The sequence below is a fragment of the Streptomyces sp. ISL-36 genome (assembly GCF_018614205.1).
Classification (GTDB): Bacteria; Actinomycetota; Actinomycetes; order Streptomycetales; family Streptomycetaceae; genus Streptomyces.
Genome location: NZ_JAGGOS010000070.1, coordinates 16,797 through 33,537, shown reverse-complemented (window position 1 = coordinate 33,537; position 16,741 = coordinate 16,797). Strand labels below are relative to the sequence as shown.

General features: G+C 69.6%; 16 protein-coding genes and 1 pseudogene. 7 read left to right on the top strand and 10 right to left on the bottom strand.

What is annotated here, in order from left to right; genetic code table 11:
- The first annotated feature begins 436 nt into the window (after window positions 1-436).
- Both J7E93_RS19390 and J7E93_RS19385 read left to right on the top strand, forming a co-directional pair.
- The gene (locus tag J7E93_RS19390) at window positions 437-958 is read left to right on the top strand and encodes a universal stress protein (RefSeq protein ID WP_215071164.1); all 522 of its coding nucleotides are present in this window, start codon (window positions 437-439) and stop codon (window positions 956-958) included.
- A 162-nt stretch (window positions 959-1,120) separates the two neighbouring features.
- Window positions 1,121-1,687 carry a GPR1/FUN34/YaaH family transporter gene (locus J7E93_RS19385; RefSeq protein WP_215071163.1) on the top strand — a complete coding sequence of 189 codons (567 nt, stop codon included), beginning with the start codon at window positions 1,121-1,123 and terminating at the stop codon, window positions 1,685-1,687.
- Window positions 1,688-2,090: 403 nt separating this feature from the next.
- Here J7E93_RS19385 and glmS read toward each other — a convergent pair whose 3' ends face one another.
- Window positions 2,091-3,908, bottom strand: a complete 1,818-nt coding sequence (gene glmS / locus J7E93_RS19380) for a glutamine--fructose-6-phosphate transaminase (isomerizing) (RefSeq protein WP_215071162.1) — start codon at window positions 3,906-3,908, stop codon at window positions 2,091-2,093.
- A 41-nt stretch (window positions 3,909-3,949) separates the two neighbouring features.
- Window positions 3,950-4,225, bottom strand: a complete 276-nt coding sequence (locus J7E93_RS19375) for a hypothetical protein (protein WP_215071161.1) — start codon at window positions 4,223-4,225, stop codon at window positions 3,950-3,952.
- A 193-nt stretch (window positions 4,226-4,418) separates the two neighbouring features.
- Between J7E93_RS19375 and J7E93_RS19370 the strand changes: the two genes are divergently transcribed.
- Window positions 4,419-6,044 (top strand): beta-N-acetylhexosaminidase, encoded by a 1,626-nt coding sequence (locus tag J7E93_RS19370; RefSeq protein WP_215071160.1) that lies wholly within the window; start codon window positions 4,419-4,421, stop codon window positions 6,042-6,044.
- Between the two features lie 70 nt (window positions 6,045-6,114).
- Here J7E93_RS19370 and J7E93_RS37210 read toward each other — a convergent pair.
- Together J7E93_RS37210 and J7E93_RS19360 are read right to left on the bottom strand one after the other, a co-directional pair.
- A pseudogene (locus J7E93_RS37210) lies at window positions 6,115-6,261 on the bottom strand (DUF397 domain-containing protein); the annotation flags it as partial.
- 24 nt (window positions 6,262-6,285) lie between these two features.
- The gene (locus tag J7E93_RS19360; RefSeq protein ID WP_215071157.1) at window positions 6,286-7,125 is read right to left on the bottom strand and encodes a helix-turn-helix transcriptional regulator; all 840 of its coding nucleotides are present in this window, start codon (window positions 7,123-7,125) and stop codon (window positions 6,286-6,288) included.
- A 205-nt stretch (window positions 7,126-7,330) separates the two neighbouring features.
- Between J7E93_RS19360 and J7E93_RS19355 the strand changes: the two genes are divergently transcribed.
- From J7E93_RS19355 to J7E93_RS19340, 4 genes are all read left to right on the top strand, one after another.
- On the top strand, window positions 7,331-7,678 hold the full coding sequence (locus tag J7E93_RS19355; RefSeq protein ID WP_215071155.1) for a hypothetical protein: 348 nt from the start codon (window positions 7,331-7,333) through the stop codon (window positions 7,676-7,678).
- Between the two features lie 238 nt (window positions 7,679-7,916).
- Window positions 7,917-8,150 carry a DUF397 domain-containing protein gene (locus tag J7E93_RS19350; protein ID WP_215071153.1) on the top strand — a complete coding sequence of 78 codons (234 nt, stop codon included), beginning with the start codon at window positions 7,917-7,919 and terminating at the stop codon, window positions 8,148-8,150.
- A gap of 74 nt (window positions 8,151-8,224) precedes the next feature.
- Window positions 8,225-9,118: a JmjC domain-containing protein gene (locus tag J7E93_RS19345; protein WP_215071151.1), complete on the top strand. Its 894-nt coding sequence runs from the start codon at window positions 8,225-8,227 to the stop codon at window positions 9,116-9,118.
- On the top strand, window positions 9,105-9,512 hold the full coding sequence (locus tag J7E93_RS19340) for a hypothetical protein (RefSeq protein ID WP_215071149.1): 408 nt from the start codon (window positions 9,105-9,107) through the stop codon (window positions 9,510-9,512). Before J7E93_RS19345 ends, J7E93_RS19340 begins: the two co-directional genes overlap by 14 nt.
- Window positions 9,513-9,587: 75 nt before the next feature.
- Here the strand turns inward: J7E93_RS19340 and J7E93_RS19335 are convergent, their stop codons facing one another.
- The 6 genes from J7E93_RS19335 to J7E93_RS19310 form a co-directional block, all read right to left on the bottom strand.
- Window positions 9,588-11,357 carry an IucA/IucC family siderophore biosynthesis protein gene (locus tag J7E93_RS19335; protein ID WP_215071147.1) on the bottom strand — a complete coding sequence of 590 codons (1,770 nt, stop codon included), beginning with the start codon at window positions 11,355-11,357 and terminating at the stop codon, window positions 9,588-9,590.
- Complete coding sequence (locus J7E93_RS19330) at window positions 11,354-11,977, bottom strand: GNAT family N-acetyltransferase (protein WP_215071145.1); 624 nt, start codon at window positions 11,975-11,977, stop codon at window positions 11,354-11,356. The genes J7E93_RS19335 and J7E93_RS19330 overlap by 4 nt, the downstream gene beginning before the upstream one ends.
- The gene (locus tag J7E93_RS19325) at window positions 11,974-13,248 is read right to left on the bottom strand and encodes a lysine N(6)-hydroxylase/L-ornithine N(5)-oxygenase family protein (protein WP_215071143.1); all 1,275 of its coding nucleotides are present in this window, start codon (window positions 13,246-13,248) and stop codon (window positions 11,974-11,976) included. The genes J7E93_RS19330 and J7E93_RS19325 overlap by 4 nt, the downstream gene beginning before the upstream one ends.
- Window positions 13,235-14,674 (bottom strand): aspartate aminotransferase family protein, encoded by a 1,440-nt coding sequence (locus J7E93_RS19320; protein WP_215071141.1) that lies wholly within the window; start codon window positions 14,672-14,674, stop codon window positions 13,235-13,237. Before J7E93_RS19320 ends, J7E93_RS19325 begins: the two co-directional genes overlap by 14 nt.
- A gap of 148 nt (window positions 14,675-14,822) precedes the next feature.
- Window positions 14,823-15,665: a siderophore-interacting protein gene (locus J7E93_RS19315; protein WP_215071139.1), complete on the bottom strand. Its 843-nt coding sequence runs from the start codon at window positions 15,663-15,665 to the stop codon at window positions 14,823-14,825.
- Between the two features lie 4 nt (window positions 15,666-15,669).
- Complete coding sequence (locus J7E93_RS19310; protein ID WP_215071137.1) at window positions 15,670-16,716, bottom strand: ABC transporter substrate-binding protein; 1,047 nt, start codon at window positions 16,714-16,716, stop codon at window positions 15,670-15,672.
- Between the last annotated feature and the right edge of the window lie 25 nt (window positions 16,717-16,741).

Sequence of the window (16,741 nt, the reverse complement as noted above, 5' to 3'; positions counted from 1 at the left end):
CCCCGCGGGCTCCGCCGCCGACGGCCGGCCCGGGGCGCGGCGCCGGCCGCGTGCCGGGGTGGGGACGGAGGCGGGGGCGGAGGTGTGGGCGGCGGTGGCCGTTGGTGCGGGCACGGGCGATCTCCCTGCGACGGTGGGGTGGACCTGTGGGAACGAGGAGCGGAACGTTCCGGTCACTGCGCGGAGCGTCCGTTCGGCCCCCGTACGGACACCTGTAGGACACAACCGGCATTGCCATAACGGGACGGGCTCGTGCATGCTCCCTGGAACGCCGTGCGAGCGGCGTGCGCGGCACGGGCGGCTCTGGGCAGGAGAGGAGTGTCGCCGTACCCTTGGGGGTATGGGCTTGGGAAGATGATTCCCGGACACAGCTCCGCCGCCAACCGTTGTTCGTCCCCCGTTCCTTCCCACAAGGATCCTCTTCGCCGAGACACCGATGGCCGGTCACGAATTCTCCGAACCCGCGGACCGCAAGCGCGTCGCCGACTCCACGGTCGACCCCCTCGCGGTGGAACAGCCACGTCACTCCTGTGATCCCGCCTTCCGGCACGGAGTGGTCGTCGGTTTCGACGGCTCGACCTCCAGCGAGCGAGCCCTCGCCTACGCCATCGGCATGGCCCGCCGCTCAGGCTCCGGCCTGATCATCGTGCATGTCGCCAACCGCCTGCCCACCACCGTCTGGGCGGGGTGCGAGCCCCCGGTCTTCGTCGACGTGCCGGACCACCGCACCGAGGTGCTGGGCCTGGAGCTCGCCTGCGCCGACTATCTCACCGAGGTCCCCTGGATCCTCGTCGAGCGCGGCGGCGACATCTGTCATGAGCTGGAGGAGGTCGGCCGGGAGTACTCGGCCGACGCGATCGTGGTCGGCTCCACGCACGGCATCGTCGGCCGGATCTTCGGCTCGGTCGCCGGACGGCTCGCCAAGCGCGCGCAGCGTCCCGTCGTCGTCATCCCGTAGCCCGGCCTCCCGGCCCGCACCCCCGAACGTCCCGTCAACTCCCTTGGCACGGCGATAAATTCTCGCCATCGTGAGGTGATTTGTGCGCTTGTGAAGGGTAGATAAAGGTCACCGGAACAAGCAGCTCACGCAGTACAACTGCACACCTGAAGGGAGCCCGCCGTGGACAACGAAGTCGCCGCGGGAAACACCACCTCCACTCTCGGCCACCTCGCGCTCGGACTGACCTTGCTGGCCTTCGGCATCGGCAGTACCGGTGTGATCGACAACGTCGCGGCGTCGGACGCCGCAGCCCTCGCCACCTGGGTCGGCGGAGTGGCGCTCTTCCTGGTCGGCCTGCTCGCCCTGCGCGCGGGCAACGGCGGTACGGGCACGGCCTATTCGGCGCTCGGTGCCTTCTGGTTCACCTGGGGGACCGGGGTCGGGGGCGACACGTCGGCGGAGGCGGCCGGGCTGTTTCTGCTGCTGTGGGCACTGCTGGCGCTCACGCTGACGATGGCCGCGTCGGGCAGCGGTCTGTTCGGTCAGGGCGTGTACGGGCTGCTGTTCGTGGCGCTGCTGCTGCTGGGCATAGGCGCCTTCGCCGACAATGGCGGTCTGGCCAAGGCGGGCGGCTGGGTCGCCGCGGTCGCCGGCCTCGCCGCCTGGTACGGCGCGACGGCGGCGGTGGCCCACTGGCCGATGTCCCTCGGCCGCCCCTCCCGCCGGGGCGTGACAGCCACGGGCTGACCCCCGGCACCTTCCCAAGGGCCCGCGCCAGAGCCCCCACAAGGCCCCAAACGGGGGCACGCACAAGGGCCCGTGGGAGGGCTGGGGCGAGTGAGCCGAAGGGGCGCGCGGCTGTCGAAAGGGAGAACTCGCACAGGCCGCGAGGAACGAGCGGCCGAGCACGATCGACCGTCGACAGCCGCACAAGCGCCCCGGAGGCGAACCGAGCCCCCAAAAAGAGGGCCGAGCACGATCGACCGTCGACAGCCGCACAAGCGCCCCGGAGGCGAACCGAGCCCCCAAAAAAGAGGGAAGAGCGGTCCCTGTGCACAGGTGGCGTGCGCAGGGACCGCTCGGCGTCCGGTCGGGGCTTCGGGGGACAGGCCCGAAGGCGGCGGTTCCGGGGGACAGGCCCGGGGGGCCGCTATTCGACCGTGACGGACTTGGCCAGGTTGCGCGGCTTGTCGATGTCGCGGCCCATGGCGAGCGCCGTGTGGTAGGCGAGGAGCTGGAGCGGGATGCCCATGAGGATCGGGTCCAGCTCGTCCTCGTTCTTGGGCACGACGATGGTGTGGTCGGCCTTCGCCTGCGGCTGGTGGGCGACCGCGAGGATGCGGCCGCTGCGGGCCTTGATCTCCTCCAGGGCGGCGCGGTTCTTCTCCAGCAGGTCGTCGTCGGGGACGATGGCGACCGTGGGCAGGGCCGGCTCGATCAGCGCGAGCGGACCGTGCTTCAGCTCGGAGGCCGGGTAGGCCTCGGCGTGGATGTAGGAGATCTCCTTGAGCTTCAGGGAGGCTTCCAGGGCCACCGGGTAGCCCCGCACACGGCCGATGAACATCATCGACTGGGCGCCCGCGTACTCCGCGGCGATCTTCTTGATCTCGTCCTCGGTCTCGAGGATCTCGCTGATCTGCGCGGGCAGCTTGCGCAGGCCCTCGATGATCCGCTTGCCGTCGGTCACCGACAGGTCGCGGATGCGGCCGAGGTGGAGCGCGAGCAGCGCGAACGCGGTGACGGTGTTGGTGAAGCACTTGGTGGAGACGACGCAGACCTCGGGGCCGGCGTGGACGTACACGCCGCCGTCGGCCTCGCGGGCGATGGCCGAGCCGACGACGTTGACGACGCCGAGGACGCGGGCGCCCTTGCGCTTGAGCTCCTGGACGGCGGCGAGCACGTCGTAGGTCTCACCGGACTGGGAGACGGCGATGTAGAGGGTGTCGGGGTCGACGACCGGGTTGCGGTAGCGGAACTCGGAGGCCGGCTCGGCGTCGGCGGGGATGCGGGCCATGGACTCGATGAGGCCGGCGCCGATGAGGCCGGCGTGGTACGAGGTGCCGCAGCCGAGGATCTTGATCCGGCGGATGGTGCGGGCCTCGCGGGCGTCCAGGTTGAGGCCGCCCAGGTGCACGGTGGAGAAGCGGTCGTCGATCCGGCCGCGCAGCACGCGGTCGACCGCGTCGGGCTGCTCGGAGATCTCCTTGTGCATGTACGTGTCGTGGCCGCCCATGTCGTAGGAGGCGGCCTCCCACTCCACGGTCTCCGGGGTGGCGGTGGTGGACGCGCCGGAGGTCGTGTAGGTGCGGAAGTCGTCGGCCTTGAGGGTGGCCATCTCGCCGTCGTCGAGGGTGACGACCTGGCGGGTGTGGGCGATGAGGGCGGCGACGTCGGAGGCGACGAACATCTCCTTCTCGCCGATGCCGAGGACGACCGGGGAGCCGTTGCGGGCCACGACGATGCGGTCGTTGAAGTCGGCGTGCATCACGGCGATGCCGTAGGTGCCCTCGATGACCTTGAGTGCCTCGCGGACCTTCTCCTCCAGGCTGGTGGCCTGGGAGCGGGCGATGAGGTGGGTGATGACCTCGGTGTCGGTCTCGGAGGCGAAGACGACGCCGTCGGCCTCCAGCTTGGCGCGCAGCTCCTGCGCGTTGTCGACGATGCCGTTGTGGACGACGGCGACCTTGTTCTCGGGGTCGAGGTGGGGGTGGGAGTTGATGTCGCTGGGGGCGCCGTGGGTGGCCCAGCGGGTGTGGGCGATGCCGGTGGTGCCGGTGAAGCGCTTGGGGACGCGGGCTTCCAGGTCACGGACCCGGCCCTTGGCCTTGACCATCTTCAGGCCGGTGGCCTTCGGGCTGGTGATGACGATGCCGGCGGAGTCGTACCCCCGGTACTCCAGCCGCTGCAGCCCCTCAAGGAGCAGCGGGGCCACGTCGCGCTTTCCGATGTAACCGACAATTCCGCACATAAAGGTGTAACCCCTCCAAGTCAGTGGGTGTGCTCGGCTGCTCAGCCGTAGACGATGCGGCGCAGTTGCCGGAGCGAGAGCTCCGGCGGCGCCACGGCGCGGTGCGGCAGTTCGGCCGCGATGCGTTCGAAGATCTCGGCGTTCACGGCCCCGCCGGACTGCAGTTCGCGGTGGCGGCGGCGGACGAAGTCCTCGGTCGACTCGTCGAAGTACGCCAGCACGTCGAGCACCACCCGGGCGGCCTCACCGCGCTGGAGCGCGGTGCTGCGCACCAGGTGGTCGATGAGGTCGTCATGCGACGAGCGGCGTTCGAGCACCCGTGAATACTGAGGGGTACCCGGGTGTCTACGCAAGATTTCTGCCCGGAATCGGGCAGACGGTTCCATGATCGGCGCCTCGGAGAGTCGAATTGGTCTACACCTTGACCGCTGCAGTGGCGCCCGGTACGCATGGTGACTGTTCGGATACGCATACCCGGAGTCGCGAAGCCCGTCGAAAGGGACATTGCCCGTGAGACAGCGCAGAACGTTCCCGCGTGTTCTCGGTGCCCTGCTGCTCGTGACGGCAGCAGGCATCTCGTGCGCCGCAGCCGCCCCCACCGCGTCCGCCACCGCCGACGCGACCGCCGATCCCGCCGTCCGGCCTCTCGGTCAGATCGTCCCCGCCCCCGCCTCCGTCACCCCCGGCGGCGCCCCGTACACGATCACCGCCGCCACCCGCATCCGCGTCGACGAGGACTCCCGCGAATCCCGCGCCGTCGGCGACTACCTCGCCGGACTGCTCCGCCCCTCGACCGGCCACCCCCTGCCGGTCGTCGACGAGGACGAGGCGCGCGGGGGCATCCTGCTCCGCCTCAGTCCGGGCGACCGGGCGCTCGGCGAGGAGGGCTACCGGCTCCAGTCGGGCCGGAGCGGCATCACCCTCACCGCGCACCGGCCCGCCGGGCTCTTCCGCGGCGTCCAGACCCTGCGCCAGCAGCTCCCCGCGGCCGTCGAGCGCGACACCGTGCAGCCCGGTCCCTGGAAGGTCGCGGGCGGCGCCATCACCGACACCCCGCGCTACGCCTACCGGGGCGCGATGCTCGACGTCTCCCGCCACTTCTTCACCGTCGACCAGGTCAAGCGCTATATCGACCAGCTCGCCCTCTACAAGGTGAACAAGCTGCATCTGCACCTCTCGGACGACCAGGGCTGGCGCATCGCCATCGACTCCTGGCCCCGGCTCGCCACCTACGGAGGATCCACCCAGGTCGGGGGCGGCCCCGGCGGCCACTACACCAAGGAGGACTACAAGGAGATCGTCCGCTACGCGGCCTCCCGCCACCAGGAGGTCGTCCCGGAGATCGACCTGCCCGGCCACACCAACGCCGCCCTCGCCTCCTACGCCGAGCTGAACTGCGACGGCGTCGCCCCGCCGCTCTACACCGGTACGAACGTCGGCTTCAGCTCCCTGTGCGTGCCGAAGCCGGTCACGTACGACTTCGTGGACGACGTGATCCGGGAGATCGCCGCGCTCACCCCCGGGAAGTACCTCCACATCGGCGGCGACGAGGCGCACTCCACCACCCACGAGGACTACGTGGCCTTCATGGACAGGGTCCAGCCGATCGTCGCGAAGTACGGCAAGACCGTCATCGGCTGGCACCAGCTGACCGGGGCCACGCCGGCGAAGGGCGCGCTCGCGCAGTACTGGGGCCTGGACCGGACCTCCGACGCCGAGAAGGCGCAGGTCGCGCAGGCCGCGCGGAACGGCACGGGCCTGATCCTCTCGCCCGCCGACCGGGTCTACCTCGACATGAAGTACACCAAGGAGACCAAGCTGGGCCTGGCCTGGGCGGGATACGTCGAGGTGCGGCGGTCCTACGACTGGAACCCGGCGGCCTATCTGCCGGGCGCCCCGGAGGCGGCGGTGCGGGGCGTCGAGGCGCCGCTGTGGACGGAGACCATCTCGGAGAACGCCCACATCGACCAGATGGCCTTCCCGCGGCTGCCGGGGGTGGCTGAGCTGGGCTGGTCCCCGGCGGCCACGCACGACTGGGAGTCGTACAAGCTGCGCCTGGCGGCCCAGGGGCCGAGGTTCGAGGCGCTCGGCATCGACTACTACCGCTCGCCGCAGGTCCCGTGGCCCGCTGAGTAGTCCGTCCGTACGTATGCGAAACGCTCGGCCTAGGCTCTCCGGCCGAGCGTTTCGCGTAGGGGTGCGGCGGTCAGGCGACGCCGAGCTCACCGTCCTTGATGCCGGCCGCGAAGCGCCCGTTCGGCCGCTTGGAGTCACGGACGGGAATGAAGTCGCGCGAGGTGACGAGGTTGGTGGCGACCTCGACGCTCATGCCGTCGTTGCCGCTGTGGGAGGACTTGTACCAGCGGGGGCTCGGTCGTCACGACATGCCCTTCCGTACCTCTTGGACCATGGCCACAGACTCTGCTTGGGAGAGCGATTCGGCCTGAAGCTGATGGTAGGCCGTCAACAGGGGCAGCACAGACGTGATTTCCCGGTCGAGGTGCCCCTGCGTCTGCGACTCGGCGTAGCCCACCACGGACCGGTCGGCGAGGGTGAGCAGGATGACCGGCAGGCCGAACGTGCGACGCTCCCCTATGGCGTACGGAGCGATCTGGAGCAGGGTGGTGGGGCGGTCCGCGAACTCGACGAGCCGTTCCAGCTGAGCGTTCATCACCTTCTCTCCCCCGATCGGCCGCCGGATGCAGCTCTCGTCTATCACCAAAAAGATCATGGGTGGTTGGGCCCGCTCAAGCGCCGCCTGGCGCGCTGCCAGGAACGCGACGCGCTCGTCGGCCTGCTGGGGGGTGATGGCCCCTCGCTTCACGGCGCTGTACGCCAGCACCCGCGCGTACTCCGGGGTCTGCAAGAGCCCTGGAACGATCCCGATCTCAAAGAGCCGGATCTCGACGGCCCGTCTCTCGTATTCGACGTACTCCGGGAACCCTTCCAGCAGGCTGCCACGACGCATCTCGTGCCACTCGCGCTCGAACGACTCCCCCGTCCCGGAGGTAGCGAAGACCCGATCCGCCTTCCGTGAGAAAAGGAGGGTTGGCGGTTTGCGTCCCGTTTCCACGGCCGAAATGTGCTGACTGGAGTTCCCCATGCGCGTAGCCAGATCTTCCTGGGTCCAGCCACGAACCTCACGCTGCCTGCGCAGATGGGCGCCGAACGCTGCCCGGGGGCTGCTTTCCGGCCTCAACTCCTTGCGATTGACCACAACTCTCCCTTCTCGTCCGACTAGTTGACCAGTTGAAGGAACTCTGACTCTAGGTCACGCTGACGCTCCTGTAGTGACGTCGCTACGGAGAGGAGCGGCCATGTTCGTAGACAGCGTCCCCCCACCCCCGGACCAACCCCTAGCCCTCCCCGTCGCCGGTGCCTTTGTGGCCGATACCGGCAATGGGACGGCCCGGCTCGGACGAGTGTCGCGGCACCGTGACGGGACGGTTTACCTGCGTCCCCTGGGCGGCGGCGCCGAGTGGGCCGCGTCGCCCGGGAACCTGCGCCCGCCCACGGAGGACGAGTGGTCGAGTGTCCGCATCCTCACCAACCCCGTACCGGCGACGGTCGTCCTCTCCGCCGACTACGGGCTCCGTCCCCGGCCCGAGCCGGTTCCGGACTGCACGCCGTGCTCGTACCTCGTGAGGTGGTTCGACCACTACATGGGCACCGGCCCGCAGCACGACGAATCCGCCGCCGTGGACTGCGTGGTGGAGATCAGGAACCACCCGCACGATCCGCCGAAGATGCGTATCGATGCGGCGCCGTGACGCGGGCGCGGTGAGGCTCTACGCGGTGGCCGTCACGGCCGTGGGAGCCGTCGGCGTCCTCGCCATGGCCCTCGTCGTCACGCGCTGACCAACAGGTCGCCCCTCACGGGCGATGCCCCACGGCTCCGCTTCCTCGTTTCAGGGGAGCGGGTCACGTCCCGCCCCCGGTGATGTCCGGCAAGACCGTCCGGGGGCGGGACCCAGTCCCAGCATTGGCAGAGACAGGAGATCCACACTAATGAGCGATCTGTACGAGCGGGAGGTGTCCGGCGAGTTCGCCGCGCTCTGCGGGGGCGGAACGGACAACACCGGCAACATGGAGAGCTGCATCACGCTCGCCGAGCTGCGCGGCGGCGGGTACGCGCTCGGTGACAACAAGCCCGAGGGAGCCGGCCGGGAGCTGCGGATGAGCGCGGAGGAGATCACCGCGTTCGCACGCGGATGGATCGCCAAGGTCGACCCGACCGGCTGATCCGTTTCGGGGCCCGCGCCACACGCGCTGGGCCCCGTTCGCCGCTCCCCACCCACTCCCGTAAGGAGTCAGCAATGCCGCTGGCTGATCTCGTGGACGACGTCCCGGAGATCCTGAAGAAGTGGCCCACCCGGCCGACACTCTTCCGCCGCGACCCCGGCGACCTGGCCCACTTGTGGTCCCTCGACGAAGTCGACGCGCTGATCGACGCCGAGTGCGTCCCCGCCCGGAACGTTGTCCTGCTCAAGGACGGAAGGATTCTGGAGCGGTACGCATACGTCGACGGCGACATGCCCCGGACCGGCGCGCTCCGCGCCCATCTCGACGACGGGGGCACGATCTCCGTCCGGCAGCTTCAGACGGTCAAGCCGTCCCTGAGCCACCTGCGTCGTGAGATCCAGGACGAGACGGGCTGCCTGGTGCACGTGAACGCGTACCTGACTCCGCCGGGAGCGCAGGGGCTCAAGTACCACTACGACCCGTACGTCACCCTCATCGTCCAGCTCGCCGGGCGGAAGACATGGCCCCTGCACCCGCCCTTCGTCGAGAACCCGACGACGGAACACGGCAACTTCCTGGAGCGAGGGTTCACCCCGGAGGAGCTGCGCCACCTCGCCCACACCGCTCCCGCCCAGTCGTTCACGCTGGAGCCCGGTGACGTGTTCTGGCTGCCGCGCGGCTACGTCCACTCGCCGTACACCGTGGGGGACGGAACCTCTCTCCATCTCACCTTCGCGCTCAAGGAACGCACGTTCCACTGGCTGGCGTCCGAAATGGCGGGCGAGATTCTGTCTCAGGCCCTGGTGGATCCCGCCTTGCGGGCCGAGATCTCGCCGGCCGCCCTGCTGTCCGCACCGGATGCGGCGATCCGGTGGACCCGGGAGTACCTGATCGGGGCGCTCCTGCTGCTGGAGTCCGGGCACGTGGCCGAGCTCGCCCGGAAGGCAGCTGCCCGTGTCGCCCAGTGAGGAGCGTGCGACCCGCCACTGGCATGCGTACGCCTACACAGGGCGGTCGTACGGCGACGGGGCGATCCGTCGGCGGGAAGTGCCGGCCGACTATCCGCCGATCGAGATCAAGGATTGGCTGCGGCGGCCCGGTGAGCAGGTGGTGGCCACGTATGCCGACGTGGAGGCGGCCGTCGCCTGGATCGAGGGGGAGTTGACGCAGAACGCTCCCGTGGACCTGGAGCACTTCCCGCTCTGGGACCGGCTGCGGCACACCCGGGAGACGCTGCGGTTGGCGGCGGGGAGTGACGTGGTCCAGGGGTATTACTCGAAGGCGCAGCAGTACCTGTCACGGGCGCTCATCACGTGTCCGCGCGAGGAGGGGCAGCACTGCCCGTACGGCGGCGGCGCCTAGGTGTGAGCCCCGGCGGAGGACCGTACTCCGCCGGGGCTCGCACCGGTCTGCCGGGCGAGACGTCAGGTGAGAACGTCAGGCGAACCGCGCGATCGGGTTCACCAGGTCGCCGACGAGCTGGAGCGCCGCCGACGGGTCGGCCAGGTCCACCATCTGCTTGTTGTTCCGCAGCTGGAGCCGGTTGAGGGCCGACAGCGCGAACGTCTCGGCGAACAGGTCGTACTGCGCGAACCTGTCCGCCAGTTCCGGCTTCGCCTCCTGGTAGCCGCGCACGCTCTCCGCGACCGTCCGCCAGAAGTCGTCCTCGTCGAGGACGCCCTCCGCCGCCAGGGTGGCCGCGAGGAAGCGGAAGAAGCAGTCGAAGACGTCGGTGAAGACCGACAGCAGCTTCATGTCCTCCGGGACCTCGGCCCGGATCCGCTCCACCGCCGGCGGCAGGACCGCGTGCGGGTCCATGACGCAGATCTCCTCGGCGATGTCCTTGAAGACCGCCCGGGAGACCGCACCCCGCTCGCCGAGGACCAGGATCACGTTCTCGCCGTGCGGCATGTAGACCAGGTCGTACGCGTAGAAGCAGTGCAGGATCGGCAGCAGGTACGCGTCCAGATAGCCGCGCAGCCATGCCGTCGGGGCCAGGCCCGAGTCCTTGATCAGGGCGCCCGCGAAGGAAGCGCCCTCGTGGTCGACATGGAGCAGCGAGGCCATGGTCGCGAGCCGCTCGCCCGGCGCGAGGGTCGGCACGGGGGACTCGCGCCAGAGCGCGGCGAGCATCTTGCGGTAGGGCGAGTAGCGGTCGGTGGCGGCCTCGTACTCCAGGTGCCGGTAGCCGATGGCGGCCCGCTCCCGGATGATCGAGAACCGCGCCGCCTTCAGGACGGAGTCGGACTCGATCAGACCCGCCAGCCAGTCGTTGATGGCCGGAGTGGCCTCCATGTACGCGGCCGAGAGCCCCCGCATGAAGCCCATGTTGATGACGGACAGGGCCGTCTTCACATAGTGCTTCGCCGGGTCGGAGGAGTTGAAGAAGGTACGGATCGACTGCTGGGCCAGATAGGCGTCGTCGCCCTCGCCCAGGTACACCAGGCGTTCCTGGGCGACCTCGGCGGCGAAGGTGACCGACAGCTTGTTCCACCACTGCCAGGGGTGGGCCGGCATCAGCAGGTAGTCGGCCAGGTCCAGGCCCCGCTCGGCGAGGGTCGCCGCGAAGCCGTCGACCGCCTTGTCGCCCAGCTCGGCGCGGATGAAGGTCTCGTACTCGATGCCCGTACCCGCGGTGAAGGTGGTGCGGTCGCGGCGCGCGGCGAGCCAGATCAGGTGGATGGGCGACGCGGCCTCGGGGGCGTAGGCGCGGTACTCGTCCACGCCGAAGCCGAGCCGGCCGTTGTTGGCGACGAAGCAGGGGTGGCCCTCGGTCATCCCGGTCTCGATCGCCTGGAAGTCCGCGCGTGCCAGCTCGGCGGCGGAGACCTGCGGCTTGGTCGACTTGTACGCCGTACCGGCCAGGGTGGAGGAGATCTCCTCCAGGTAGACCGGCAGGATCTCGTCGCTCAGGCCCAGCGAGCCACGCAGCTCGGTGACGAACCGCAGGGCGTCGAGGGGAAGCTGCTCGTCGCCGCGGTGGCAGCTGATGGAGTCCGGATAGACCTGCCAGTGGTCGAGCGCGAAGCGGTCGGCGGTGAAGCGGTACTCGATCGTGCCGTCGTCGCTGAGGACCCGGTAACGGCTCTCTCCCAGCTCCTGGGGGTCGAGGAGGCGCTCGTGGGTGAACTCGGCGAGGCCCTTGCGGATCAGCGCGCGGTTGGCGTCGGCCCAGCGGGCGGGGGTGAGGTGGGAGACGGGGTTCACCGGGAGTCACCACCCGCGAGCGAGGTCGCCAGGCTCGACCGCGCGTCTTCCCGGCCGGGGGTCCGGGGGTTGTCGCCCGGGAATTCGCTGTACACGGCGGCTCCCACGGCGGCCTCGAACTGCTCGCGCGTGCAGAAGCTGAGCAGCGCGGTCTTCTCCGGCTTCTCGATCTCCCGCTCGGCGACGAAGCCGACGGCCGCGTTGAGCGCGTGCACGGCCTTGTTGCGGACATCGGGCTCGACGACGACCCGGGCGGTGGCCGGATCGGCGAACAGCTCGGTCATCACGGCGGTGATGACGGACCGCGTGAAGCCGTGCACGGGCGTGTCGGTCGGCGCGACCAGGAAGTGCATGCCGACGTCGCCGGGCTGCGGCTCGTACAGGCCGACCAGCTCGACCTCGGACGGGTCGTACCGCTCCATCAGGAAGACCGGCTCGTCGTCCGCCAGGCCGATGAAGGCGTCATGGTGCGGGTGCGCGGCTATCGCCATGTACTCGCGCTCCACGTCCTGGAGTTTCGCGTCCTGCATCATCCAGAACGCGGCCTTGGGGTGGGTGACCCAGGGGTGGATCAGCTCGGCGTCGGCGAGCGGATCGAGGGGACGGACACGGAAGGTCATACGGAGAACTCCTGGAACGCGATGGTCTTCTCGACGGGGTAGTACTCGGAGCCCAGCATCTCTCCGATGATGTACGCGTTGCGGTACGCGCCCATGCCCAGGTCGGGCGAGGTGATGGAGTGCGTGTGCACGCCGGCGTTCTGCAGGAAGACCCCGCGGCCCGTCGTGTCGATCGAGTAGTTGCGGGCCACGTCGAAGCGGCCCTGGCCGTCCCACCTGAGGCGGTCGCGGACCGGCTCGAGGAAGGCGGGGACGGCGTACTTGTAGCCGGTGGCGAGGATCAGGCCCTCGGTCTCCAGCGTGAAGTCCTTCTCCTGCTCCTCCTGGTGGAAGCCGAGCGTGTACGTGCCGCTCGTCTCGTCGTAGGCGGCGGAGTGCAGGGCGGAGTTGGTGAGCAGCCGGGTGGGGACGGGTCCCGCCAGGTTCTTCTGGTAGAGCAGGTCGAAGATGGCGTCGATCAGCTCGCCGTCGATGCCCTTGAAGAGGCCCTTCTGCTGGGTCTCCAGGCGGTAGCGGGTCCGCTCGGGAAGCGCGTGGAAGTAGTCCACGTACTCCGGGGAGGTCATCTCCAGGGTGAGCTTGGTGTACTCCAGCGGGAAGAAGCGCGGGGAGCGGGTCACCCAGTTGAGCCGGTAGCCGTGCACGTCGATCTCGGCGAGGAGGTCGTAGTAGATCTCGGCCGCGCTCTGGCCGCTGCCGACCAGGGTGATCGACTTCTTCTTCTGCAGCGCCTCCTTGTTCGGGAGGTAGCGCGAGTTGTGGATCAGGTCGCCGCCGAGTCCCTGGCAGGACTCCGGAACGTACGGCGGGGTGCCGGTGCCCAGCACGATGCGGCGGGCGCGGAACGTTTCTCCGCCGTCGGTCGCGATGACGTACTCCTCGCTCCCCTCGTCGTACGAGACGGAGGCGACGGTCGTCGAGAAGCGGATGCTGCTCAGCTTGCCCGCGGCCCAGCGGCAGTAGTCGTTGTACTCCGTGCGCAGCGGGTAGAAGTTCTCGCGGATGTAGAAGGAGTAGAGGCGGCCCTTCTCCTTCAGATAGCTGAGGAAGGAGTACGGCGAGGTCGGGTCGGCGAGCGTCACCAGGTCCGACACGAACGGGGTCTGGAGGTGGGCGCCTTCGAGAAACATGCCCGAGTGCCACTCGAAGTCGGGCTTCGACTCCAGGAAGAGGCCGTTCAGATGGTCGATCGGTTCGGTCAGGCAGGCCAGGCCGAGATTGAACGGACCGAGCCCGATGCCGATGAAGTCGTACGTGTCAGGCGTGGACAAGGTTCTCTCCCAGGTACTGCTCGGCGTGGCCGGCTATCAGGTCCAGGACGGCGGCGATGTCGGACACCGTCGTCTCGGGGTTGAGCAGGGTGAACTTCAGGTACTGGCGGCCGTCGACCTTCGTCCCGGCGACGACGGCCTCGCCGGAGGCGAAGAGCGTTTTGCGGGCGTGGAGGTTGGCCCGGTCGATCTCCGCGGGGGAGGTGACGGCCTCGGGGATGTAGCGGTAGACCAGGGTGGACAGCTGCGGCTGGACGACCACGTCGTAGCGCGGGTCCGCGGCGAGCAGCTCGAAGCCGGCCGACGCCAGGTCGCAGACCTCGTCGAAGAGCTGGCCGACGCCGTCGGCGCCCATCACGCGCAGCGTCATCCACAGCTTGAGGGCGTCGAAGCGGCGGGTGGTCTGCAGCGACTTGTCGACCTGGTTGGGAATCAGCTCCGCGACCGCGCGACGGGGGTTGAGGTAGTCCGCGTGGTAGGTCGCGTGGCGCAGGGTGGCGCCGTCGCGGACCAGGACGGCGGAGGAGCTCACCGGCTGGAAGAAGGACTTGTGGTAGTCGACGGTGACCGAGTCGGCCCGCTCGATGCCGTCCAGGAGGTGGCGGCGGGTGCGGGAGGCGAGCAGTCCGCAGCCGTAGGCCGCGTCCACGTGCATCCAGGCGCCGTACTCGGAGGCCAGGGCGGCGATCTCGGGAAGCGGGTCGATGGAGCCGAAGTCGGTGGTGCCGGCGGTGGCGACGATCGCCATCGGGACCAGGCCCTCGGCGCGGCAGGCCTCCAGCTCGGCGGCGAGGACGACGGACTGCATGCGCCGCTCGCGGTCGACGGGGATGGAGACGACGGCGTCGCGGCCGAGGCCGAGGAGAGTGGCCGACTTCTGGACGCTGAAGTGGCTGCACTCGGAGGAGAAGATCCGCAGCCGGCTCAGGTCGTCCGTCTTGGCCTCCTCACGGGCGAGCAGCAGCGCCTGGAGGTTGGACTGCGTACCGCCGCTGGTGAACACGCCGTCGGCGGCCGGGCCGAGGCCGATGCGGGCGGCGGTCCAGTCGATGAGCTTGCGCTCGATGAGGGTGCCGCCCGCGCTCTGGTCCCAGGTGTCCAGCGAGGAGTTGACAGCCGAGAGGACGGCTTCGCCGAGGACGGCGGGGATCACGACCGGGCAGTTGAGGTGGCCCAGGTAGCGCGGGTGGTGGAAGTAGACGGCGTCGCGGAGGTAGACGCTCTCCAGCTCGTCGAGGGCGGCGGAGGAGTCCCCGAGCGGCTTGTCGAGGTCGACCGCGTCGACGAGGGGGGCCAGTTCGGCGGGGGTGACGCCGGTGAACGGGCGTCGTGTCGTGGCGAGTTTGTCCGCCACCCGCTCGACTCCTTCGGTGACGGAGCGCCGGTAGCTCTCCGCCGTGGCGTCGTTGAGCAGGTGCGAGCGCATGTGAAGGGTCCTCCCGTGACGGGACTCGGTGCTCCCTCCGAGAAGAGGAGAGGGGGCGAGGGGCGAGCGTGCGAAGTAAGGTTAGCCTAACCTAATTCTGTATCGCAACGGCCCCTCGCCCCCTGAGGGCGCGGAAGTCGACCCTCGGTTACGCCTCGTCCTGCGGCGCCTCGCGCAGGGCGTCCTCGGACAGCCCCTTGCGCCAGTAGCCGACGAACGTCACACGGCGACGGTCGAGTTGACGCTCGTTCACGAAGTGGCGGCGCAGCGCCTTCACGGAGCCGGACTCGCCGGCCAGCCAGACGTACGGCGCCTCGCCGGGCAGCTCGGCACCGCGCACCGCGTCCACGGCGGAGGGCGCGCCCTCCTCCCGTACGAGCCAGGTGACGGTGGCGTCGGCCTCGGTGGCGAGCTCCGTGCGGTCGCCGGAGTACGGGACTTCGAGGTAGACATGGGCCCGGGTCTCGGCCGGCAGCCACTCCAGGATCGCGGAGGCGGCGGGCAGCGCCGTCTCGTCCGCCCAGATCAGTACGGAGTCGGCGTCGTCCGGCAGCTGGAAGCGGACGCCGGTGTTCGCCGCGACCGCGGGGCCGAGGACGACCACCCTGTCACCCGGCCCGGCGTGCTGTGCCCAGCGGCAGGCGGGCCCGCCGTCCTCGTGCAGCGCGAAGTCGATGTCGACCTCGTGGCGCGGTGCGGTGCGCTGCTCCCGCACGGTGTACGAGCGCATCACCGCGCGCTCGTCGTCGGGCATCGCGCGCCATGCGCCCAGGATCGCGTACATGTCCGGGTCGTCCAGCGGCGGCAGGACGGGCTCCGGCTGGCCGGGGTGCGGCAGGAAGAGGGAGAGCGACTGGTCGCGCCCCCCGGAGGCGAAGGCCTTCAGGTCCTCTCCCGTGAAGGTGACCCGGGCCAGGGACGGACCGAGCCGCCTCGTCCGGTCGACCTGGAGGGAGAAGAACTGGAACGGGGCGGTCTCGGCGGTCGTCATCGGGTCAGGACACCTTCTTCGCGTTCTCCAGGGCCTTGGCCAGGTCCTCCAGGAGCGGGGCGCACTTGGCGTAGGAGTAGATCGGCTCGGTCACGCGCGGGATGACCTGGCCGGCCTTGACGGCGGGCAGCGCGGCCCAGGTCGGCTTGGCCTTGAGGGCCTCCGGCTGCAGGGCCGAGGTGCGGTTGTCGAGCATGATGATGTCGGCCTGGTACTTGTCGACGTTCTCCCAGCTCAGACCCTCGAACCAGCCGCCCTGGTCCAGCTTGGTGGGCACGACCAGGTTGACGCCCAGCTCCTGGAAGTAGAGCGTGTCGGTCGGCCGGACCGGGGTGGAGACGTAGAAGAGGTCGGGCGAGCCGGAGCCGATCAGGACCTTGATGTCCTTCTTGCCCTTGGCGGCCTGGCGGACCCGCTCGGCGGCCGCCTCGAAGCGGGCCTTGTCGTCCTGGATCTTCTTCGTCCTGACGTCGGCGCCCAGCGAGGCGGCGAGGTCGGCGTGGCGCTGGAGCACGGCCGGCATCGACTTGTCCGCGGCCCACAGGGCGACGCTCGGGGCGATCTTGAGGATCTTGTCCTTCTGCTCCGCCGGGACGTACCAGAGGTCGTTCTTCTCCCACATGTCCGTGATGAGGAGCTCGGGGTTGAGCTTCAGGTACTCCTCGATCTTGAACTCGCCCCAGACGTTGCCGATGACCTTGACCTTCGCGATGTCGAGGTCGCCGGCCTGGACGTCCGGCTTCTTCTCCTTGGTCTTCGGGTCCTCGACGTAGGTCGGGCCGAAGACGCCCTTGACCTGGATGCCGAAGTCGAGGAGGGCGGCGGCGGTACCGGTGAAGGCGACGATGTTCTTCGGCGTGGACGCGGTCTTGGCGACCTGACCGCGGTCGTCCTTGAACTCCCAGGAGCCGGACTTCGCGGCGGCGCCGGAGTCGGAGCCGGACGTGGTCTCGCTGCCGCAGGCGGCGAGCGCGGCGCCGAGCCCGAGGGCGCCGCCCGCGGCGAGCAGTCCGCGGCGGGTGAGATGAGTGGCTCGGGCGTTGCTGGGCATGGCGAAGTCGCTTTCGATACGTGCC

Coding starts and splice junctions, on each gene's coding strand:
- J7E93_RS19390 (WP_215071164.1), top strand. CDS start 437: ATGGCCGGTCACGAATTCTCCGAACCCGCGGACCGCAAGCGCGTCGCC.
- J7E93_RS19320 (WP_215071141.1), bottom strand. CDS start 14,674: ATGCGCTCGCACCTGCTCAACGACGCCACGGCGGAGAGCTACCGGCGC.
- J7E93_RS19315 (WP_215071139.1), bottom strand. CDS start 15,665: ATGACGACCGCCGAGACCGCCCCGTTCCAGTTCTTCTCCCTCCAGGTC.
- glmS (WP_215071162.1), bottom strand. CDS start 3,908: ATGTGCGGAATTGTCGGTTACATCGGAAAGCGCGACGTGGCCCCGCTG.
- J7E93_RS19330 (WP_215071145.1), bottom strand. CDS start 11,977: ATGACCTTCCGTGTCCGTCCCCTCGATCCGCTCGCCGACGCCGAGCTG.
- J7E93_RS19345 (WP_215071151.1), top strand. CDS start 8,225: ATGCCGCTGGCTGATCTCGTGGACGACGTCCCGGAGATCCTGAAGAAG.
- J7E93_RS19350 (WP_215071153.1), top strand. CDS start 7,917: ATGAGCGATCTGTACGAGCGGGAGGTGTCCGGCGAGTTCGCCGCGCTC.
- J7E93_RS19310 (WP_215071137.1), bottom strand. CDS start 16,716: ATGCCCAGCAACGCCCGAGCCACTCATCTCACCCGCCGCGGACTGCTC.